Here is a 20,553-nt window from a genome sequence, read left to right on the forward strand (position 1 = left end):
GTATGCACAATGAATTATGCAGTCCAAATCAATGGTAATCGTCAGGCGGAGCTGGTGAGCGAGCCTGGCATTCAGCGGTGTGAGCCTGGACATGTACGCGGCCAATCCGTTTATTCCTTAATAAGTCCCGGAACCGAGCTGATGTCGGGATTCATGGTGGAGCTGGAGGAGCCCCGCCGTACGGGATACGCCACTGTATTCCGGATCGATGAGGTGGGCGAAGGCGTAACCGATCTGACGGTAGGCGATCATGTGCTCTGCATGGGATCGCATCAGAGCAGCCAGCATGTCCCGGCAGGGGATACCGTTAGGCTCCCGGATGGATTGAATCCCGACCAGGGTGTGCTTGCCCGGTTATTGAATGTGAGCATGACCACGCTAATGACGACGGCTGCCAGACCCGGCGAGCTTGTACTCGTTACCGGTGCCGGACCGGTCGGCTTCCTTGCCGCGCATCTGTTCAAGCGCTGCGGCTATGAAGTGATGATCTGCGATCCGGATGCAAGACGTCAGGAGGCCGCACGGGCCTCCGGAATTGAGCATGTCTATGCCGAGCCTCCGATTGATGATCCCGCGTGGAGCAATCGCCGGGCGGCGCTCGTTCTGGAGTGCTCGGGCCATGAAGCTGCCGTTCTGGCCGGCGCCAAATTTGCCCGGCTTAAAGGAGAGGTCGTGCTTATTGGTGTCCCTTGGAAGCGTCGGACGGATAATTACGCCCATGAGCTGCTCTCGGTTATCTTCCATCAATATGTGGTTATCCGCAGCGGATGGGAGTGGGAAATTCCGCTGCGCCCTGGACACTTTCAACCGCACAGCATCTTTACGGACCTGCATAAGGGGATGAGATGGCTATCCGAGGGGTTAACCGACTTATCCGTCTTCACCCGTAAAGTCTCCCCGCGCAATGTGAATGAGGTGTATAACGATCTCGCCGACGGCAAATATCCAGAGCTGTTTATTTTGTTCGATTGGCAGGGAATCGCAGATACGTAGCTAATATCGCATCGGCTAGGCGAAAGACCGGCATTCCAAGGGAGTATATTCCTTGGAATGCCGGTCTTTGTGGCTCTTGGATCCTATAGCCTCAACGCCAGCTCGCGGATCTGCAGCCTTAGTTAAGGCCCGCTGCTTCAGGGAAAGAATATTAACCCTTCCGCAGCTGCTTGCGCCATTCTGCTGGGCTTTGTCCATAGGTTTGCTTGAACAGCCGGCAAAAATAATGAACGCTTCCGAAGCCGGTTTCATGAGCGATCTCCTGCACGGGCATGCTGCTTCCCGACAACAGGCTGACGGCGGCCTTCAAGCGCAAATCACGCAAAAATTCGAAGGGTGTGACCTTTCTGTGTTTCTTGAACATGCGAATGAGATACGAAGGATTGAGGTGGACCAGATCTGCAAGCGCGGTTAGCGTTATTTCTTCTTTGTAGCGCCACTCCATAAAGTCGACGAGCCGGTCAACGGTTTGTTCGACGTCCCGGCCTGCCGTTTGATCCGGATTGCCTGCCGGCAGGGGTGAGCTGCTAAGGGTGTATGCAATCAGCCGGTAAATCTTGCTCACCTCCAGCAAGCACACCTGCTCCAGATCGGGATGAAGACGGGCTTCGCCGGTAAGGTGCAGGTGATAGATCCAGTCGAAGGATTCCAATATGGCGGCAGCCAATACGGTTCTGGAATAGATATCGTTATGAGCTTGAAGTTCATTCCATTCATCCATCGTTTGACGATCCAACGGGCTATCCTCGATGTCCGTTATCTCGAGAAAGCGGTATTTGACCTCTGTCGTGATGCTTTCCAATTGATGCGGTGTCAGAGGCGGCAGCAGGAACATGGCAGGCGCTTCAGCGATGCAAACACGCCCGTTCCAATGGAATCTTGCTTTGCCGGAGACGATATAGAGCATTTCATAGTTGGCGGCATGGACACCGCCTGCCCATACATCGTCCGACCGAACCTGGGTACCCGCACCGCATACACGAATTTTCAACAGAGTCCCTCCAATGCGTGAGATGAAAAGTCAATATTGTTCAATCGAATATTGTGAAATCCCTCAGGATGACTTGGAAAATAAAGACCTCATGATGACATACTGGAACATGTCGTGCAAAGACGTTAGACAATCCTTATTGTACACTGAATGCAGGAAAAAGAATATGAATCCAAATATGAGAGGACGTTGATGGTATGAAGGCATTGCAAATTCTTGGTAAAGAAACCTTCGAAATTATCGATATTCCACAGCCGGAGCTTCAAGACGATCAAGTAGCGGTCCGTATTGAGATTGTATCGACCTGTCCCCGCTGGGACATGAGCATGATGGCAGGCAAAGATATGTTCGTTGCTGACCGTGAACCGGATTATCCGCTTCCTCCGGGATTTCCAGGGCATGAAATGGCTGGAACCGTCACGGCTGTCGGCGCTAACGTCCAATCGCTCAAGGTCGGCGACCGGGTTGCCGCACTTGAGCATCTGAGCGGCAATGGGTCATATGCCGAATATTTGAATTACCGTGAGGATGAGCTGATCAAGCTGACGGATAACGTGTCATGGAAGCAGGCCGTTTCCTTCGAGCTGCTCAAATGTGTGATGATCGGGCTGCTGCAGTTCGACGACCTGAAGGGCAAGTCGATGCTCGTATCCGGCTTAGGGCCGGCAGGCCTATTGGCGATTCAAGCAGCCAGGCTGCTCGGGGCGAACGTAACGGCCATCGATATCAACCGGGATCGCATCGCCTACGTCAACGAACTGGGCATTGGCCATGCGGTGCATGTGGATGATCTGGGCGATCAACGCTTTGAATTAGGCTATGATTGTGTCGGCGCGGCTCCTTCCGTCCAAGGGCTTCTGGATCGCGTGGATAAGCATCTGATCGTATTCGGGGTGCTGAAGGGCGAGGTTCGTTACGGGGAGCATCTATGGTTCCTGGGCACCCGGCTTGAATCGTACCGCTACCGCAAATTCGGCCCAGAGGATCAGGCGCTTCTGCTCGATCTGGTTGCGAACCGCGGCTTGAACACGGAATGCCTGCAGACTCACCATGTCCCTCTTCGCAATTATGGAGAGACGGTTGCACTTCTTCGGAGACAAGAGGCGATTAAAGTGTATGCGTTTCCTCCGACCGATTTTTAATCCAATCCTAATTGAATCAGGAGGTTCTCTATGAAAGCGAAAGCCGTCGTGTTTACGGATGTAAATCAAGTTAGCTTCGAGGATGTCGAAGTGCCCTCACCAGGACCCGAGGAGGTCACCGTCGAGCTGGAATATTCATGGATTAGCAACGGTACCGAATCCTCCTTCCTGAAGGGGGAACGCGTGACGGGTGAGCAGGTGACACGTCCGGAGGACATCCTGCCCTTCCCTCAAGTTGCGGGTTATCAGAAGGTCGGTATCGTACGCAGCGTCGGCGATCAAGTGCGGGATCTGAAGCCGGGCGACCGGGTATTCGCATCGGTCAGCCGTGTCGAAGGAATGGCCTTCGACCACGGCGGGCATGTGAATCCGGCCGTCACCCACCAGAGCCAAGTATGGAAGCTTCCCGAAGGCGCCGACCCGATCGCGTACAGCGGGCTCGTTCTGACGCAGGTTGGCTATAATTGCGGCATGCGTCCGACGATCAAGGAAGGGGAATTCGCCGTCGTGATCGGTGACGGGATGGTCGGCCAATGGGCGGCTCAGACGCTTGCCCACCGCGGTGCGGAGGTGCTGCTGCTCGGCCGCCATGATCGCAGATTGGCCCTTCTTCCTGAAGGAATACGCGGGGTCAATGTCCGGAAGCAGTCGATTCAGGAGGCGATCGGGGACCGGCGCGACATTGCGGTCGTTGTCGATTCGATCGGTGCCATGGATACGTTCCGTCAGCTGATGCCTGCCATGCAGCATAACAGCCATCTCGTATCGGCCGGTTTCCTCGGGACGACGGGCATGGTTGATATTCAGGAGCTGCGGCCGCTGGAGATGACGCTGCATTCCCCGTCCGGCTGGTCACAGGAGCGGATGGATGGGACGCTTGAGGGCATTCGGGAAGGCTGGCTGCAAACAACTCCGCTGATTACACATATTCTGCCGGCTAGTCAGGGCGCGGAGGCATGGAAATTGATCTTGGAAAAATCCGAATTTTTCCTGGGCATTGTGCTAGACTGGAGAAGTGAAGGCTAAATTCCGCTGGGTGACGCCAAACAGACCGCAACAAGTGTCGCCCAGACGAAGAAGCCATGAATGCCATCGGAAGAGGAGAAGGTTCGTCGATGACAATGAGGAGACAAACGGCTGAATCGTTCGTATTCGTAAGCGAGGAATTATTGAAGCTGAGGCATCTGCCCAACAAAAGCGATTCCGTTCAAGTCAGCAGTCATGCGGATGCGCTGCATCCGGACCGGGTACTGTACGAGGAAGGCGTGGATTACATCGTCGACTATGAGAACGGGTTAATCGGCCGGACAGCCGAGAGCCGGATTCCCGATTGGTCGAAGCACGTCTTATGCGGTATTCAAGATTTCAACCATACCTTATTTGAGGATTACAGCAATCGGAATTATACGGTGTATGCCGGATATTCCTATGATTCCGGGCAGGAAACGGGACATGCTGAGCAGAAATCCAGCGGCAGCCAGGCAGATATACTGAAGCGTATTGCGAGTAAGCTGCAAGCCGGTGAAGAAGTGCTTTATGCGGTATATGGCGACAGCATCAGCACCGGAGGCGAAGCAAGCGAGGACAAGTTCACCTACTTCCATCGGTTTGCCGACCATCTCAAGCGGCTGTATCCGAAGGGGAGCATCCGCATCGTTAATAAGGCGATTGGCGGCGAGGCCAGTGATGGCGGAGCGGGCCGGGTAGAGGAAGATCTGCTGCCCCTTAATCCCGACCTCGTTACGATCGGCTATGGCATGAACGACCAGAATAAATTTGAGCATGGCAATGGTGTTCCGTTAGCAGACTTTGACCAAAATTTACGCCGCATGATTGAAGTGCTCCGCGATCAAGCCGGCAGCGACATCGTACTTGTAACTCCGTGCGCACCCAATCCGCTATGGCGCCACACTAGCGGACAAACCGGTGAATATGCGGCCGTCATCAGGCAGTTGGGCATCGAATACGGGCTGGGCGTAGCAGACGTGACTGCGGTATGGGAGCGCGAGCTTGCAGCAGGCAAGACGCCGGAGAGTCTCCTGCTTAACAACATTAACCATCCGAATGATTATGGCCATTATTTATATTACTTGGCGTTTGCGGACATGCTCGGGCATCCGGCTGCCGAACAATAAGGCTGTTTGTATACTAGTAAGGGGGTGGCGCAGGGAATATTCCCGCACCACCCCTGTTCGATTTCCTCTTCCACCATCGATAAAGAAATGAGAGGATGTATCGCCTGTAGGAGCGCATCCCCATAACCATGATCGATATAAAATGCAAAGAGGGAATGATCTGGGACAGTCCCTTTGTATTCTAAACGACGGGGACCGCTCAACATCTGCTTCGAGCTGATTAGCGTAAGATGTATTCTCATGGGCTGCCTTACATGGTAGGATAAAAGTAAAAACATGGAGGAAATAGGATGAAGATCGATTCCCACCAGCACTATTGGCTGACCTCCCGTACCGACTACGGATGGCTGCAGCCTTCCGTAAAACGATTATATGCCGACTACATGCCGGAGGATTTGAAGCCGCTGCTGAAGTCCCACGGCATTGATAGGACCATAATTGTACAGGCTGCCCCGACTGTAGCCGAAACCGAATTTATGCTTGGCATCGCCAGAGAGGAAGAGACCGTAGCAGGCGTCGTTGGCTGGGTGGATCTGACTGCTCCGGATTTCGAGCAGGTGTGGCTGCGGCTTCGGGAGGATCCTTACTTCGTCGGAATCCGGCCGATGATTCAAGATCTGCCATCTGAATGGATTCTTCAAGACATCGTCGTGAAGAATCTGCGCGTGTTGGCGGATGCACAGTTTCCTCTCGATTTGCAGGCGAACATGCGGCATCTGCCTTTTCTCGTGCAGCTGCTGGAGCAGATTCCGCATCTGCGCGCTGTCGTGGATCATCTGGCGAAGCCGAACATTCCATCAGGTGCGTTGGAACCGTGGGGTACTCAGATGGAGCAGCTCGCCTCGTTCCCGAATGTGATGTGCAAGCTGTCCGGCATGGTACCCGGGACACTGGATGAGCCGTGGACGAACGAGGGGATTCAACCATTCGCCTTGCGGGCCATTGAGGCCTTCGGCAGGAAACGGGTCATGTTCGGATCGGACTGGCCGGTATGCACGCTATCCGCGACCTATGACCAAACCGTGGGATTGTTTGAGGCATGCTTGACAGGGGATTGGAGCGAAGAGGAACGCGCCGACGTATATGGCGGCAACGCCGCGCGATTCTACGGCATCAAGGTGTAAGGCAATCGAATGGAATACGGACGAAAGCCCGAAGAGTCGCGATGCGATTGTTCGGGCTTTTTTTGACCTTCTAGCCATGGGGATCAGACTGGTTCTCTCTAAAGATTCGACTGATATTCAGCGGGGGCCGTTCACTTAGGTCGGGATGAATCGATCTGTCGGGAAGACGTAAAGACGCCCGCCAAGCCGAAACCGGCTTGGCGGGCGTTCGGCCGTCTTGCCTTACGCGACGGCGGTGACGGACGCGATGATCTGCTCCAGCCGCATGTCGAGCATGCAGTTCAACCGCAGCTTGGCATGATTGAATACGCAGCCCTTCGTAATCGCGCTTGGGACGACGACGCAATGAATGCCGGCGGCCGTCGCGGCTTGAGAGCCGATCGGGGAATCCTCGAAGGCGATCGCCTCGTGGCCCGATACGCCCAGCCGATCCAGCGCGCGCAGGTAAATCTCGGGGTCCGGCTTGACCCGGCCGACACCGTCCCTTGTCTGGAACACATCGAAGTAATGGTCGATGCCGTATTGGCGAATATAGCCGACAGCCCATTCGGAGGTGGCGCTGCTGGCCAGCGCGATCTTCAGCCCAATTCGCTTGGCGTCCTCCAGCATGTCGATGACGCCGGGAAGCAGCTGCTGCCCGGCGATCAATTCCCCGTACATGCGTTGCTGCACTTGCATGGCTTCCTCGCGAGCGAGCGGTTCCCCGAGCAATTCCTCGAGCCGGAGACACGCTTTCTCCCGTACGCCGACCGCCCCGGCCCATCCGCTCCATTCCTCAATCCCGATATCCTGTCCGTAGCTGCGGTACAACTGCCGGAACGAATGAAATTCTGTCGTCTCCGTATCCAGCAGAAGGCCGTCGAAATCGAATAAAACCGCCTTAATCACCGATCCAACCTCCCTGATCTCTAATCCTTTGATGCCCGGCCTTAGAATAAGCGATTGTTCATTCCGCTGTCAATGCTAGAGCGGCTTGTAGCCAAGCAATTTCACTGCTGCAGCTTTTGTGACTCGTCGTACATTCATGGCATTTATTTCACTTGTTCGACGTCATCCGCAAGAATGAGCAGCCATAGCGGTCAACGATGCGCCGAACAGCACATCGTATCGTATATTGCGCGCACAGAAGAAGAACCCTCAACCCGCGATATAGTGGGCTCGAAGGCTCTTCATTATAACGCGGGGCCGCAGCCGCAATGTACGTCGGGACACCCGCTCAAGCTCTCGACCTAGCTCCAGATCAGCTCCGATCGGGCTGCAGCGTCGGCTCCTCGTATTTGGCCGGCCAGAAGGCCCGCTTTCCGAAAATAGCCGTCAGTGCAGGGACGAGGAACGGCCTTACGATGAACGTATCCAGCAGGACGCCGATTGCGGTTACCGTCCCGAATTGTACGAGCACTTGAATAGGGAGTGTAGCCAGCACGGCGAATGTACCGGCCAGAATGAGCCCGGCAGACGTAATCACAGAGCTGGTCTCCGACACGCCCTCTTTAATCGCCTGGGCAAGCGGCATCACGCGGCTCTTCTTCCAGATGCTTGATACCATGAAGATGTTGTAGTCCTCGCCAAGCGCAACGATAAATACGAAGGAATACAGAGGGATAAGCCCTTGAATGGCATCCACCCCAAAGCCATAGTGAAGCAGGAGCCAGCCTAAGCCAAGTGCACTGAAGTACGATAACAGAACGGTTATCATCAAGTAGGCCATGGCAACGATCGAGCGCAGATAGACGAGCAGCAGGAGAGCAATCATAACGATAATGACGGGAATGATAACCCGCGCATCGCGGCTTGTCGTCTCGCGGGTATCGAATTGATCGGCCGTCTGGCCACCAATCCAAACCTTATCTGCCGCTTCTGCGACGCCGGCTTGTTCCAGGGACGCCTGCACCGTGCTGCGAATCTCCGGCAGTCTGTCCATCGCGGCGATGGAGTAAGGATTATCCGCCAGCTGTACCTCATATAGAAGCAGGGCAGGATCCTTCTCCCCCTCGCGGGCATCCGATACAACCTTCACGAACGGCAGTGCAGCCAGCTTTTCCTTTACATCAGCCGCCTTGCCCTCGGTTTGCGCCATCACTTGCACCGGCGCCAGATCACCTGGATTAAAATGATCCGCGATCAAGGAGAAGCCTTCTCTGGATTGCGTGTCGGCCGGGAAGGACGAAAGGGTATCGAACGTGTATTTGATCTGTGTGGCAAATCCGACACCGATGACAAGTACGACCAGGGTAATGATCGTAATCGTCCATGGCTTCTTGACAACCTTGTTACCAAGATGATCGCCGAAGGTCGGCTTCGATGTGAATACCGGAGCAGGCTTCCCTTTCTTCTTCGCTCTGTCCACCAGCATCTCTTTCGTCCGCGGAACGAACGGGTAGAAGGACATTCTCCCGAATATGCCAAGCAAGGCAGGGACCAGCGTCAAGCTTGCAATCATCATAATGAGGATCGCCAGACTGAACGGAATGGCAAACCGTTGAATCGTCCCGTATTGGGCGAGCAGCAGCACGAGCAGTGAGAAGACGACAGTCAATCCACTCATGGCAATGGCACCGGATGAGCCGCTGAATGCCCGCTTAAGAGCGGTCAGCTTGCTGCCTTCCTCCTTCAACTCGCTCCTGAAGCGGGCAATGAGGAACAGGCAGTAGTCGGTGCCGGCACCGAATAACAGAACGGTCATAATGGACAGACCCTGTGAATCAAAGGCGATCCAGCCTTGTTCAGCCATCCAACCGAGCAGCGGTGTCGTAGCGCCATATGCAAAGCCAACGGCTATAAGCGGAATTAGAGCCAGTACCGGTGAACGATAGATGAGCAGCAGGAAAATCAAGACGAGCAGCACAGTGGCGATAAGCAGTGATACGTCCGCGCTGCTGAACAATCCGCTCGCATCCACAGCAATGCCGACGGGCCCGGTCATCCGGACAGCGATCTGATTTGCATCTCCCAGCTTGACCTGGGTCGGATCGACCTTGAAGATGGCCTCGGCTTTGGCTGTAATCGCCTCTAATCCAAGCTTGAGCTCGGAGGACTCGACCGACTTATCGAACAGTACCGTCTGTACGATTGTGGTGCCATCCTCCGATAATTGCTGCTTGAGCGCAGGGAGGGGCATCTGATCAAAGGGGACGACGAACTGCTGATGAGGCACGGGGCTGGCGCCGAGCTCCTGCGACAGCTTCTGAATATTAGAGAGGTCCTCGTCGGTAATGCCGCTCTGGCGATACCAGGTCAGCAGGGCGGGAAAGCCGGAGCCCGATGGGAATTGTTCTTCCGCAAGCATCTCGGCTTGAACGGAGGGCTTGCTGGAATCAAAATTGCTCATCGTATTGTCTTCCTGCGAGTTCGCCTGCGGCAGCAGCACATTCAGCAAAGCAACTAGCACGAGCCATACGGCCAGCGTGATCCACTTGCCTTTGTTTCCGCCCACCGCTTGGGCAAATTTCTCGAACGGTCCTACGGACATGGTATACTCATCCTCCGCAATATTAGTGGAATGGCAAGTCAAGAAGTTCCTTATCAACTGATAAGCTGAGGGCGGCATGAATCGCAAAATCCGCAGTTGACGGATTTCAACGATCATCAGGCGATGCTAATCCATACAGAAGGATATCGACTAGCGTGCCTGCCTGCTGCTCCAAGCCTTTGGTGACACTCGGGCCTAGTCCTTGGCTTTGGCCTGGGACTGGCGGACGCTGAAGGGATTGGCTGATTAGCCCCATTAACAATCGGGCGGACATGGCTGCATCCGTGCCGAATTGACGGGGATCGCGCAGCCCGCCGCTCTGCTGTCCGGCTTCGAATACGCGGATTACAGGAAAAAGATAGGCTTCCTGCCAGCATTGCAGAAGAATGGCTTGAGAGGGAGCGCTAAGCTCATGCCGAATATCGTGAAACATCGTGCCCAGATCATCCGGATGGTTGACCATCATGAAATAGACAATTTGGACGAGGCGGTCCCGAATGTGCTGCTCACGCTTAATGATCCTCTCCAGCGCATGCTGCGTCTCTATGCAAACGGATTGCAGAACCTCCACATAGAGCGATTCCTTATCGGAAAAATGATGATACAGGGCAGGCTGCGTCAAACCGCAGGCATCGGCAATTTGCCTGGTGGAAACAGCTCTATAGCCAAGCTCCATGAACAGCTTCTTGGCGGTCTTGATGATAGTGGCGCGCGTCTCTTGAGATGCATTCTTGCTTCCCGCCTTAGAAATCGCATATTCCTCCCATCCATTAAGGTTATTTCGTTATCGCTTGATAAGAACATTACACTTGTAAGAAGCTGTTGTCAATGTTTTGTATAAGGTTTGTTTTCGTTGTCACATAAATAGGCACAGAGCTATGAAATCTGAATTTATGGACGCCGGGAGCGGGATTAGCGGCCATCCTACCCATATTGAAACATGGATAGAGATTCGCTGTATCATATCGGGGAGGAAAGGGTAAAAAGGTAAAAGAGAGTTCTGGTACGAAGGGAAGAGTTGGACAGATGGAATTATTGTTGATCGTACTCATCTTTATTGCACTTATTGGATTGTCCAACGTTCTGTATCGTTTTCTCCCCGTTATCCCCGTTCCGCTCATTCAGATGGCCTTGGGTGCGATCGTTGCCATTGTCCCGCCTGGCATTCATCTGGAGCTTGAGCCGGAGGTTTTCTTCGTCCTGTTTATCGCTCCGCTGCTGTTTAATGACGGCAAGCGAACGCCGCGGGAAGAGCTCTGGAATCTTCGCGCACCTATTCTGCTAATGGCGCTGGGACTTGTCTTTGCAACGGTTCTCGTGGCGGGGTATGCGATTCATTGGATGATTCCGTCGCTATCACTTCCCGCCTCCTTTGCGTTGGCGGCTATTCTGTCTCCGACGGATGCCGTCGCCGTCGGGGCGATGGCCAAACGGATCCGCCTGCCCAAGCGGGTGCTTCGTCTGCTCGAAGGGGAAGCGCTCATGAATGACGCCTCCGGCTTGGTGGCGTTCAAGTTTGCGCTTGCCGCGGCCATGACGGGTTCGTTCTCGCTGCCGAAGGCCGCAGGCAGCTTTGTCCTAATTTCGGTAGGCGGGCTGCTGGTTGGCGCCATCCTCGCCTTCTTGATCATTCGCTTGAGCGTGGTTCTCCGCCGGCTTGGGATGGAGGATGTTACGACGCATATGCTGCTGCAGCTGTTAACGCCATTCTTTATTTACATCATTAGTGAAGAGCTCGGTCTATCCGGTATCCTGGCCGTTGTCGCCGGGGGCGTTATTCATGCCATCGAGAAGGATCGGACCGCCTCGCCGCATTTCAAGCTGCAGGTAGTATCGGCCAGCACGTGGTCAGTCGTCATATTCGTACTGAACGGCCTGGTCTTCGTGATTCTGGGCGCCGTTATTCCAGGTTTATTTCACACCGTCTTTCAAAGCGCAGCATTCGATAATTTGAAGGTCATCGGGTACGTTGTGGCCATTACCGCGTTATTAATCGTCATCCGGTTTGCATGGCTGCTGCTCATCTCACGCGGATCTACCTTGCGGGCTGCAGTCGTTACGTCACTGTCGGGCGTGCGCGGCGCGGTAACGCTGGTCGGCGCATTGTCGATTCCATTCCTTCTGGAGAATGGGGAGCCCTTTCCGCAGCGGGATTTGATTCTGTTTCTGGCGGGGGGAGTCATCTTGCTGTCGCTTATTATCGCAAGCGTCGTTCTTCCGTTTCTGCTGAAAGCTTCGGAAGGGCCGGAGGAGGCGGAGAAGGCGGCTTTCGAAGGAATGGTCGGCGCGGGTGTAGAGCGGCTGAAGCGGGCGATGAAGGGCAAGGATTCGGCTCAAATCTCCTCAATGGTTGCCGAGTTCATGGAGCGGATCCATCGCTTGCAGCGCGTAGACGAGAGGCGCGAGAATGGCTTCATGCGCCGGCTTGAGGCGGAGCTCCGCATAGTGGGACTTCGGGCCGAACGCGAGGAGTTGGATCGTCTGGAGCAGGCGGGAAAATTATCGCCGGAATTGGCGGATCAGCTAGGTGATATCATCGACCGGACAGAAGTGCTGTTAGTCGAGCGCTTGGACGAGAAATTTATAAGCTCATGGACAGAGGTGCGCCGCTTGGTATCCAGCCTGTTCGCCGTTACCGGGAATGGTGCCGATGCTTCGAGCTGCCCCGACAGGCTAAGTGCGCTGGAAGCCAAATCGTTCATGGCAGATGCAGCCCTCAAAGCCGTTCAAGCTTCGCGAAATGATCAGAATCGAACGGCCGCTGATGTCGTCATCGCTCATTACCAGCTGCTCAAGGCAAGAGTAAGCAGTACCGAGGAGGGCTGCAGGGAGCAAAGACATGCGAATCAGCTAGAGGCTGTGAAGGAGAAAGGGCTGCGGGATGGGTCAGGTTCTTCGAATGAGCAAGGTTTAACGGAGGAGCGTGAGCTTGATCTTCAGATCAATGCGGTGCAGGGGCAGCGTGACTATGTGGAGTCGCTTTATGAGAAAGGCGAGATCAATCGGAAAATCGCCGCCAAGCTGCGACGGTTCGTCAACGAGCTGGAGACCGTTATTTTGGAGGAAGGCTAGTTTAGAAGCCCGGGATGACCCGGGCTTTTTTGCATTTCTATAATCGAAACCGTTCGATATGGGAAAGCAGTCCTTCGCGCTGCAGAATTTCCAGCTGCTTGGAACCGAGCAGGTCGAAGTGGGGGTAGTCCTGGCGATGGTGAATATACGTAGGATTGAGCCCGTTGTCCCAGCACCAGCCAGATAAGCGATCCAGGTCGGAGCACCCGACTTTGGTAACGGTACGAATATTCGGAAAGCGGTTGTCTAACCAATAATGGGTGAGAAAAGCGATCTCTCCACGGGAGACCGCGGCTTTCCATTGGTTCAATTCTTGCCTTGTTATCCCAAGAGCCATACGGCTATAACCTGCCTTTCCTCGTACGTATCTTTCTTGTTGACCAAGTCCTCAGCTAAGTGGATAATGGACCAAATTATAGCGGATCGATTCGGCGAAATCAATGTCAGAACCAGCAGGATCACATGAATTTTCAGCAAAATAGATACTGGAAAAAACGAGGACAACCCCTGTATAATAGTGGCGGTAATAGAGGCAGGGCAATTCTGTCGTTTTTCACTTATAGTCCTATATCTTTTACGATCCATGAATACGCTTACGTTTGGCCTATCCCAGAACGAGGAGTGAAGGAATGATGGACAATCGGGCAGTCGTCTATGTGGAACCAGGCAAGGTGGAGGTAAGGGATATTGCATACCCGGATTTGGTGCTTCGGGACGGACCAGGTGTGAACCCGTTGAACGTAGGGCGCAAATGCGACCATGGCGTTATTCTAAAAGTAGTGACCACGAATATTTGCGGCAGTGACCAGCATATGGTAAGAGGCCGTACGACAGCCCCGAGCGGTCTCGTATTAGGCCATGAAATAACGGGCGAAGTCATTGAAGTCGGGCGTGACGTGGAGTTCATCAAGAAAGGGGACCTCGTCTCGGTTCCGTTCAACATTGCCTGCGGGCGCTGCCGGAATTGCAAGGAGCGCAACACGCATGTCTGCGATAACGTGAACCCCGACAGACCGGGCTCGGCTTACGGCTATGTCGATATGGGCGGCTGGGTCGGCGGACAATCGGAATATGTGATGGTGCCGTATGCGGACTTTCAGCTGCTGAAGTTCCCGGATAAAGAGCAGGCGATGGAGAAAATTCTCGATCTCACGATGCTCTCGGACATCTTCCCGACGGGCTATCATGGCGCAGTAAGCGCTGGTGTTAAGCCAGGATCTACGGTGTATATAGCCGGTGCCGGTCCGGTCGGCTTGGCAGCCGCGCATTCAGCCCAGCTGCTGGGTGCGGCGGTCGTCATCGTAGGCGACTTGAATGCTGAACGGCTGATGCAGGCGCGCAGCTTCGGGTGCGAGACGGTCAATTTGCGGGAGCATCCGAACTTGGGCGAACAGATCGAGCAGATTCTCGGTGAACCCGAAGTGGATTGCGCTGTGGATTGCGTCGGTTTCGAAGCGCACGGCCACGGCCATGCGCATGGCGAAGCACCTGCTACGGTATTGAATACGATTATGCAGGTCACCCGGGCTGGCGGACGTCTGGGTATTCCCGGACTTTATGTAACAGGCGACCCTGGGGCCGTCGATGACGATGCAAGAATCGGCACGCTCAAAATACGTTTTGGCCTCGGATGGGCGAAGTCCCATACGTTCGTAACGGGTCAAACGCCGGTCATGCAGTATCACCGCAATCTAATGGCGGCTATTCTCAGCGGCAAAGCGCAAATCGCCAAAGCGGTTAACGCGACGAAAATTTCGCTGGCGGAGGCACCTGCTGCCTACACTGAGTTCGATAAAGGCGCCTCCAAAAAATTCGTCATCGACCCGCATGGCTTGGTGAAGGTTTAATAGATGGCGCGGGTTGAAGTGAAGCGAATCTGCATAATTAGGGTGATATTGGCATAATAATTTACCATTAATAGGGTTGACAACGGTTTGTCCCGCGTGTTAACTTACGAAGTATCGAATTGCAAGCCAGATGAAGAAAGGGAGTGACTTAGACATGTTTAATGCGAATATTCGTCAAATTGCCGAAAAGTTTCGTCAAACGATCGTACAATTGCATACATGTCGTGGCCTCCTTGACGAACAAACCGGCGATTGATCTGTCGCATCGGTAATGTTCTTAGATGTAATGTAATCAAGGCGCAGGTCACGAATCCTCGTGACGTGCGCTTTTTTTAATAAAGCAGGACCAAGGCACACCGTCTCTAGAGCGGTGTGCTTTGTTTTTTTTCTACATTTTGGAGAGTGAGAGGGGAGACAGAACCTCATGATTGCGGTTTTGCATAAGCTGGGCTGGTTTTTCAAGCTCGAGAAAAAGAGATATATCGTGGCGATCACACTGCTGATCATCTGCGGCATCCTTGAAGTGTTTCCGCCGATGATGGTCGGAAGCGCGATCGATTCCATTCAACTTGGCACGTTGACTTGGGGGAGTATGACCACAACGCTGCTGCAGCTTGCCATTCTAACCATACTGACCTATGCGATATCTTACATTTGGCAGTATAAGCTGTTCGGAGCGGCATTCGTCGTTGAGAAAATGATGCGTTCCAAATTAATGCGGCAGTTTCTGCGCATGACCCCGTCTTTCTATGAGCGGAATCGGACGGGAGACCTGATGGCGCGGGCAACGAACGACCTTCAGGCCCTCTCGATGACAGCCGGCTTCGGTCTGCTCACCTTCATCGATTCGACGTTATGGATGGCAACGCTGCTCGTGACGATGTCGGTGTTCGTCTCCTGGAAGCTGACGCTCGTCTCGATCCTGCCGCTCCCATTCATGGCTCTGTTGGTCTCGATCTACGGCAAACGGATCCATAACCGGTTCTCTGATGCGCAGGACGCGTTCGGAACGATGAACGAAAGTGTACTTGAGACGATCTCCGGTACAAGGGTTACCCGGGCTTATGTGCAGGAGAGAGCTTCGGAGAAACGGTTCGCGGAAGTCACCGATGATGTGCTGCGCAAAAATATTGCCGTCGTTCGCATCGATGCGCTGTTCGAACCGACAGTCAAAATATTTGTCGGGGCCAGCTACCTGATTGGCCTCGGTTACGGAGCTAATCTGGTTTATCACAACGAGCTGACGATTGGCGGCCTGGTCGCCTTTAACGTCTACCTCGGCATGCTGATCTGGCCAATGTTCGCCATTGGCGAAATGATTAACATTATGCAGCGGGGCAACGCTTCATTGGATCGCGTCAATGAGACGCTCGGAGCGAAACCGGATGTTCCGGATCCGGTGGATATTGTGCCTGTCGCAGCAGCAGGGCAGATCGAGTTCCGGAATGTGACGTTCCGGTATCCATCCTCGTCTGTCGATAACTTAACCGATGTTTCGTTCGCGCTGCAGCACGGCCAGACGCTGGGCATCGTCGGACGGACGGGAAGCGGTAAGACGACGCTAATCAAGCAGCTGCTGAGGGAATATCCGCTCGGCCAAGGACAGATTGCGATTGCGGGTACGCCGATCGACCGGATCGAGATGGATCTCTTAAAGTCCTGGTATGGTTATGTGCCTCAGGAGCAGTTCCTCTTCTCGCGAACGGTTAAGAATAATATTCTATTCGGACGCGACGGAGCGGGGGATGCGGAATTGGATCGCGCGATTGCGGCCTCGGCATTCAAGAAGGACTTAACCTTCTTGCCGAGCGGCATGTCGACACTGGTTGGAGAGAAGGGCGTTGCGTTATCAGGCGGACAGAAGCAGCGGGTATCCATCGCAAGAGCACTTATCGCAGATCCAGACATTCTGCTGCTGGACGACGCGATGTCCGCCGTTGATGCGCGGACAGAGGCGGAGATTATCGCCAACATCCGCAGTGAACGCGCCGGTAAGACGACATTGATTACGACACATCGATTGTCCGCCGTCCAGCACGCCGATTGGATTCTCGTGTTGGATGAAGGAAGAATTATAGAGCAAGGGACACATGAAGCGCTTATGCGGCAAGAAGGCTGGTACAGTGAGCAATATGTGCGGCAGCAGATTGAAGCGGCGGACGAATAGAGGCGGTGAAGGCACGTGAGCAAGGAAAAGGAAAAGGAATTGGAATTAGAGCTGGCACAAGGGGATCCGGATCATGATCTCCCGCCGGCGGACACGAAGCGGACGGTTAAGCGGCTCGTGCGTTATGCGATGCGGGTTAAAGGACCGCTGCTGATTGCGATCCTCATGCTGACTGTCGCGGTTGCGACGGATTTAGCGGGACCGCTGGTCGCGAAACGGCTGATCGACGTTCATATAACGGGCATTGAGCAGCCGTGGTACGGAGCGGATGCGGACGATAAACATGCTGTGGAGTATCAAGGCAGTGCGTATAAACGCGCCGATCATTTTGAAGAAGGAGAAGCCCGCGGCCCGGAAGTAAGGGTGCTTCAGGTTAACCAGGATTATTATTTCGTTCCGTCATCGATTGCCTTCGATGGGGTTCGGACCGTTGGAGAGAACGGTAAGGTTACCATTACGAAGGGCACGGAATCCGCTTCTTACGAAGCTGCAAAGCTGAGCAAGGGAGAGCTGTACCGGTTCTTCCAGCCGGAGATCGGCGGGCTGCTGCAGCTCTGCTGGTTTTACTTCGGCCTGGTCTTGCTGTCGGCGTTGTTCTCTTATGGCCAGCGCTATTATTTGCAGGCATCCGCAAACCGCATTATCCGCAATATGCGTAACGAAGTATTCGGGCACATCAATAGGCTGCCGGTACGGTACTTTGACAATTTACCAGCAGGTAAGGTTGTATCGCGGATTACGAACGACACCGAGTCGATCCGTGAGCTGTATGTGACGGTGCTTGCGAACTTTTTTACAGGTACGATTTATATGGCGGGGATCTTCGCGGCGCTGTTCATCCTCGATGTGAAGCTCGCTACGATTTGTTTGTTTATCCTTCCGGTATTGGTCATCTGGATTATCCTCTACGGTAAAGTTGCCAAGCGGTATAACCGGATTATCCGTTCGACCTTAAGCGAAATTAACGGCCGCATTAATGAAACGATTCAAGGGATGGCGGTCATCCGCGCATTCCGCAAAGAGAAGAAGATGGAACAGGAGTTCGAGAATTATAACGTAGAGAACTTCAATTTCAAGAGTAAGCTGCTTAGTCTGAATGCGTGGACCGGCCACAATCTGGTCAATGTAATCCGGAACGCAGCCTACGTCGCACTCATCTATTATTTCGGCAGCGGCTCGCTGTCCGGCCCGGAGGCGATTGTATCGCTTGGCGTGCTGTACGCCTTCGTCGATTACTTGAACCGGTTGTTCCAACCGATCGTTAATATCGTGAACCAACTGCCTAACCTGGAAACGGCGCTCGTCTCGGCAGAACGGGTATTCGTTCTTCTGGACGAGAAGGGCGAGGACGTATCCGACGAGCACATGAAGCGGTACAACGGCAATGTGACTTTCGAGGATGTGTGGTTTGCTTATAACGAAGGAGAGAATGTCCTCAAGGGGATTTCGTTCGAAGCCAAGCAGGGCCAGACCGTTGCACTGATCGGGCATACAGGATCGGGCAAAAGCTCGATCATCAATCTGTTATTCCGTTTCTATGATGTCGACAGCGGACGCGTAACCATCGATGGCGTTGACATTCGCACGATGCCGCGCCAGACGATGCGGGAGCATATGGGGATCGTGCTGCAGGATCCGTTCCTGTTTACGGGAACGATTGCTTCTAATATATCGATGGATGATCCGTCCATCACCCGCGAGCGCGTAGAGAAGGCGATGAAGGATGTCGGAGCCGATCGGGTGCTGAAGAATCTGCCGAAGGGGATCGACGAACCGGTCATCGAGAAAGGCAGCACGCTTTCGGCAGGCCAGCGCCAGCTCATCTCTTTCGCACGGGCGCTTGCGTTCGACCCAGCGATTCTTATTCTGGATGAGGCGACGTCCAATATCGATACCGAGACCGAGGCTATGATCCAGGATGCGCTCGAGGTAGTGAAGAAAGGGAGAACGACATTCGTGATTGCCCACCGGCTGTCTACGATTAAGAACGCGGATCTCATCCTCGTCCTCGACCGCGGTGAAGTCGTGGAACGCGGCAACCACGACACATTGATCGCGCGCGGCGGCAAGTACTATCAGATGTACCAGCTGCAGCAGGGCGACCCAGCGGCTGCTCCTTCCGAGGTCGAAGTGTCCACTACGAAGATTACGACATCGACCGGTGCCTATTCCGTTTAAAATGCCGCCGGTTGATTGAAGATTGAATGGATCGGCGAATAACCGGCGAAGAACCGACGAACCGTCGAACCGACGATGAACCGTCGAACCGTCGTAGAACCGTCGAGAAACCGACGATGAACTGACGAACCGACGATGAACCGTCGAAAAACCGACTTATCAATAGATCGGCCACGAGAAAGAGCGATTGGACAACTGCCATTTGGCAGGGTCTGAACGCTTTTTCTTGTGGTTTGGTGAGCATCTTGCTGCAGCAGCTGGAATTTCGTCTGCCCCAACTGTGTACCGCGGCTGTAACGCCGCTTTGTACCGTTACAGCCCGCAGATCCAGCTGCCGGGCCAGTGCTCCACGGCTGTAACGCCGAAAAAGGGCGTTACAGCTAAGCAATTCGCAGTTGTGCCGAGCTGTAACGCCGTTTTGTACCGTTACAGCCCGCGGATCCGGCTGCCTGGTCAGCGCTCCGCGGCTGTAACGCCGGAAAAGGGCGTTACAGCTAAGCAATCCGCAGTCGCGCCGAGCTGTAACGCCGTTTTGTACCGTTACAGCTCGCGATCCCGGCTGCCCGGTCAGCGCTCCGTCGCTGTAACGCCTGAAAAGGGCGTTACAGCTAGGCAATTCGCAGTCGTGCCGAGCTGTAACGCCGTTTTGTACCGTTACAGCTGAGCAATTCGCAGTCGCGCTGAGCTGTAACGCTGCTTTGTACCGTTATAACCTGCAGATCCGGCTGCCGGGCCAGTGCTCCGCGGCTGTAACGCCGAAAAAGGGCGTTACAGCTAAGCAATTCGCAGTCGCGCCGAGCTGTAACGCCGTTTTGTACCGTTACAGCTCGCAGATCCGGCTGCCCGGTCAGCGCTTCGCGGCTGTAACGCCGTTTTGTACCGTTACAGCCCGCGGATCCGGCTGCCCGGTTAGCGCTCCGCCGCTGTAACGCCGGAAAAGGGCGTTACAGCTGAGCAATTCGCAGTCGCGCTGAGCTGTAACGCCGTTTTGTACCGTTACAGCCCGCAGATCCGGCTGCCGGGCCAGCGCTCCGTCGCTGTAACGCCGGAAAAGGGCGTTACAGCTGAGCAATTCGCAGTCGTGCCGAGCTGTAACGCCGCTTTGTACCGTTAAAGCCCGCAGATCCGGCTGCCGAGCCAGTGCACCGCCGCTGTAACGCCGGAAAAGGGCGTTATAGCTAAGCAATTCGCAGTCGCGCTGAGCTGTAACGCCGTTTTGTACCGTTACAGCCCGCAGATCCGGCTGCCGGGCCAGCGCTCCGTCGCTGTAATGCCGGAAAAGGGCGTTACAGCTAGGCAATTCGCAGTCCTGCCGAGCTGTACGCCGTTTTGTACCGTTACAGCTCGGATCCCGGCTGCCGGGCCAGTGCTCCGCCGTAACGCCGGGAAAGGGCGTTACAGCGGCGCCTCCCGCCAACGTACCCCGCTGCCGCGC

The 20,553-nt window shown here is 54.5% G+C and carries 16 protein-coding genes; 10 read left to right on the plus strand and 6 right to left on the minus strand.

Annotated elements, in window-relative coordinates; translation table 11 throughout:
* The first annotated feature begins 9 nt into the window (after positions 1 to 9).
* Entirely contained in the window at positions 10 to 993 is a 984-nt protein-coding gene (locus NNL21_RS20205; protein WP_204819774.1) for a zinc-dependent alcohol dehydrogenase, read from the plus strand.
* A 151-nt stretch (positions 994 to 1,144) separates the two neighbouring features.
* On the opposite strand, the gene NNL21_RS20210 is transcribed toward NNL21_RS20205, so the two are convergent.
* A complete protein-coding gene (locus NNL21_RS20210; RefSeq protein WP_204819775.1) occupies positions 1,145 to 1,984 on the minus strand; it encodes an AraC family transcriptional regulator in 840 nt (279 codons plus the stop codon).
* Between the two features lie 197 nt (positions 1,985 to 2,181).
* Here NNL21_RS20210 and NNL21_RS20215 point away from each other — a divergent pair, with 197 nt between their 5' ends.
* The 4 genes from NNL21_RS20215 (at position 2,182) to NNL21_RS20230 (ending at position 6,385) form a co-directional block, all read left to right on the plus strand.
* Positions 2,182 to 3,126, plus strand: a complete 945-nt coding sequence (locus tag NNL21_RS20215) for a zinc-dependent alcohol dehydrogenase (protein ID WP_204819776.1) — start codon at positions 2,182 to 2,184, stop codon at positions 3,124 to 3,126.
* A gap of 30 nt (positions 3,127 to 3,156) precedes the next feature.
* Complete coding sequence (locus tag NNL21_RS20220; RefSeq protein WP_204819777.1) at positions 3,157 to 4,152, plus strand: alcohol dehydrogenase catalytic domain-containing protein; 996 nt, start codon at positions 3,157 to 3,159, stop codon at positions 4,150 to 4,152.
* Between the two features lie 89 nt (positions 4,153 to 4,241).
* Positions 4,242 to 5,261: an SGNH/GDSL hydrolase family protein gene (locus NNL21_RS20225; protein ID WP_204819778.1), complete on the plus strand. Its 1,020-nt coding sequence runs from the start codon at positions 4,242 to 4,244 to the stop codon at positions 5,259 to 5,261.
* A gap of 290 nt (positions 5,262 to 5,551) precedes the next feature.
* Positions 5,552 to 6,385: an amidohydrolase family protein gene (locus NNL21_RS20230; RefSeq protein WP_204819779.1), complete on the plus strand. Its 834-nt coding sequence runs from the start codon at positions 5,552 to 5,554 to the stop codon at positions 6,383 to 6,385.
* 222 nt (positions 6,386 to 6,607) lie between these two features.
* Here the strand turns inward: NNL21_RS20230 and NNL21_RS20235 are convergent, their stop codons facing one another.
* From NNL21_RS20235 to NNL21_RS20245, 3 genes are all read right to left on the minus strand, one after another.
* On the minus strand, positions 6,608 to 7,273 hold the full coding sequence (locus NNL21_RS20235; RefSeq protein ID WP_204819780.1) for an HAD family hydrolase: 666 nt from the start codon (positions 7,271 to 7,273) through the stop codon (positions 6,608 to 6,610).
* A 352-nt stretch (positions 7,274 to 7,625) separates the two neighbouring features.
* Positions 7,626 to 9,854, minus strand: coding sequence for an MMPL family transporter (locus NNL21_RS20240; RefSeq protein ID WP_204819781.1), 2,229 nt, complete (start codon positions 9,852 to 9,854; stop codon positions 7,626 to 7,628).
* A gap of 106 nt (positions 9,855 to 9,960) precedes the next feature.
* A complete protein-coding gene (locus NNL21_RS20245) occupies positions 9,961 to 10,605 on the minus strand; it encodes a TetR/AcrR family transcriptional regulator (RefSeq protein ID WP_309145342.1) in 645 nt (214 codons plus the stop codon).
* Positions 10,606 to 10,880: 275 nt separating this feature from the next.
* Here NNL21_RS20245 and NNL21_RS20250 point away from each other — a divergent pair, with 275 nt between their 5' ends.
* Positions 10,881 to 12,926, plus strand: a complete 2,046-nt coding sequence (locus tag NNL21_RS20250; RefSeq protein ID WP_204819783.1) for a Na+/H+ antiporter — start codon at positions 10,881 to 10,883, stop codon at positions 12,924 to 12,926.
* A 37-nt stretch (positions 12,927 to 12,963) separates the two neighbouring features.
* On the opposite strand, the gene NNL21_RS20255 is transcribed toward NNL21_RS20250, so the two are convergent.
* Positions 12,964 to 13,263, minus strand: a complete 300-nt coding sequence (locus tag NNL21_RS20255; RefSeq protein WP_204819784.1) for a hypothetical protein — start codon at positions 13,261 to 13,263, stop codon at positions 12,964 to 12,966.
* Between the two features lie 292 nt (positions 13,264 to 13,555).
* Between NNL21_RS20255 and fdhA the strand changes: the two genes are divergently transcribed.
* The 4 genes from fdhA (at position 13,556) to NNL21_RS20275 (ending at position 19,782) form a co-directional block, all read left to right on the plus strand.
* Positions 13,556 to 14,773, plus strand: a complete 1,218-nt coding sequence (gene fdhA, locus NNL21_RS20260; protein WP_204819785.1) for a formaldehyde dehydrogenase, glutathione-independent — start codon at positions 13,556 to 13,558, stop codon at positions 14,771 to 14,773.
* Between the two features lie 424 nt (positions 14,774 to 15,197).
* Positions 15,198 to 16,940, plus strand: coding sequence for an ABC transporter ATP-binding protein (locus NNL21_RS20265; protein WP_204819786.1), 1,743 nt, complete (start codon positions 15,198 to 15,200; stop codon positions 16,938 to 16,940).
* 129 nt (positions 16,941 to 17,069) lie between these two features.
* Positions 17,070 to 19,118: an ABC transporter ATP-binding protein gene (locus NNL21_RS20270; RefSeq protein ID WP_204819977.1), complete on the plus strand. Its 2,049-nt coding sequence runs from the start codon at positions 17,070 to 17,072 to the stop codon at positions 19,116 to 19,118.
* Positions 19,119 to 19,320: 202 nt separating this feature from the next.
* On the plus strand, positions 19,321 to 19,782 hold the full coding sequence (locus tag NNL21_RS20275; RefSeq protein WP_204819787.1) for a hypothetical protein: 462 nt from the start codon (positions 19,321 to 19,323) through the stop codon (positions 19,780 to 19,782).
* 183 nt (positions 19,783 to 19,965) lie between these two features.
* Here NNL21_RS20275 and NNL21_RS20280 read toward each other — a convergent pair whose 3' ends face one another.
* Complete coding sequence (locus NNL21_RS20280) at positions 19,966 to 20,535, minus strand: hypothetical protein (protein ID WP_204819788.1); 570 nt, start codon at positions 20,533 to 20,535, stop codon at positions 19,966 to 19,968.
* Positions 20,536 to 20,553 lie beyond the last annotated feature (18 nt).

Source organism: Paenibacillus mendelii, from assembly GCF_024498075.1.
Taxonomy (GTDB): domain Bacteria; phylum Bacillota; class Bacilli; order Paenibacillales; family Paenibacillaceae; genus Paenibacillus_Z; species Paenibacillus_Z mendelii.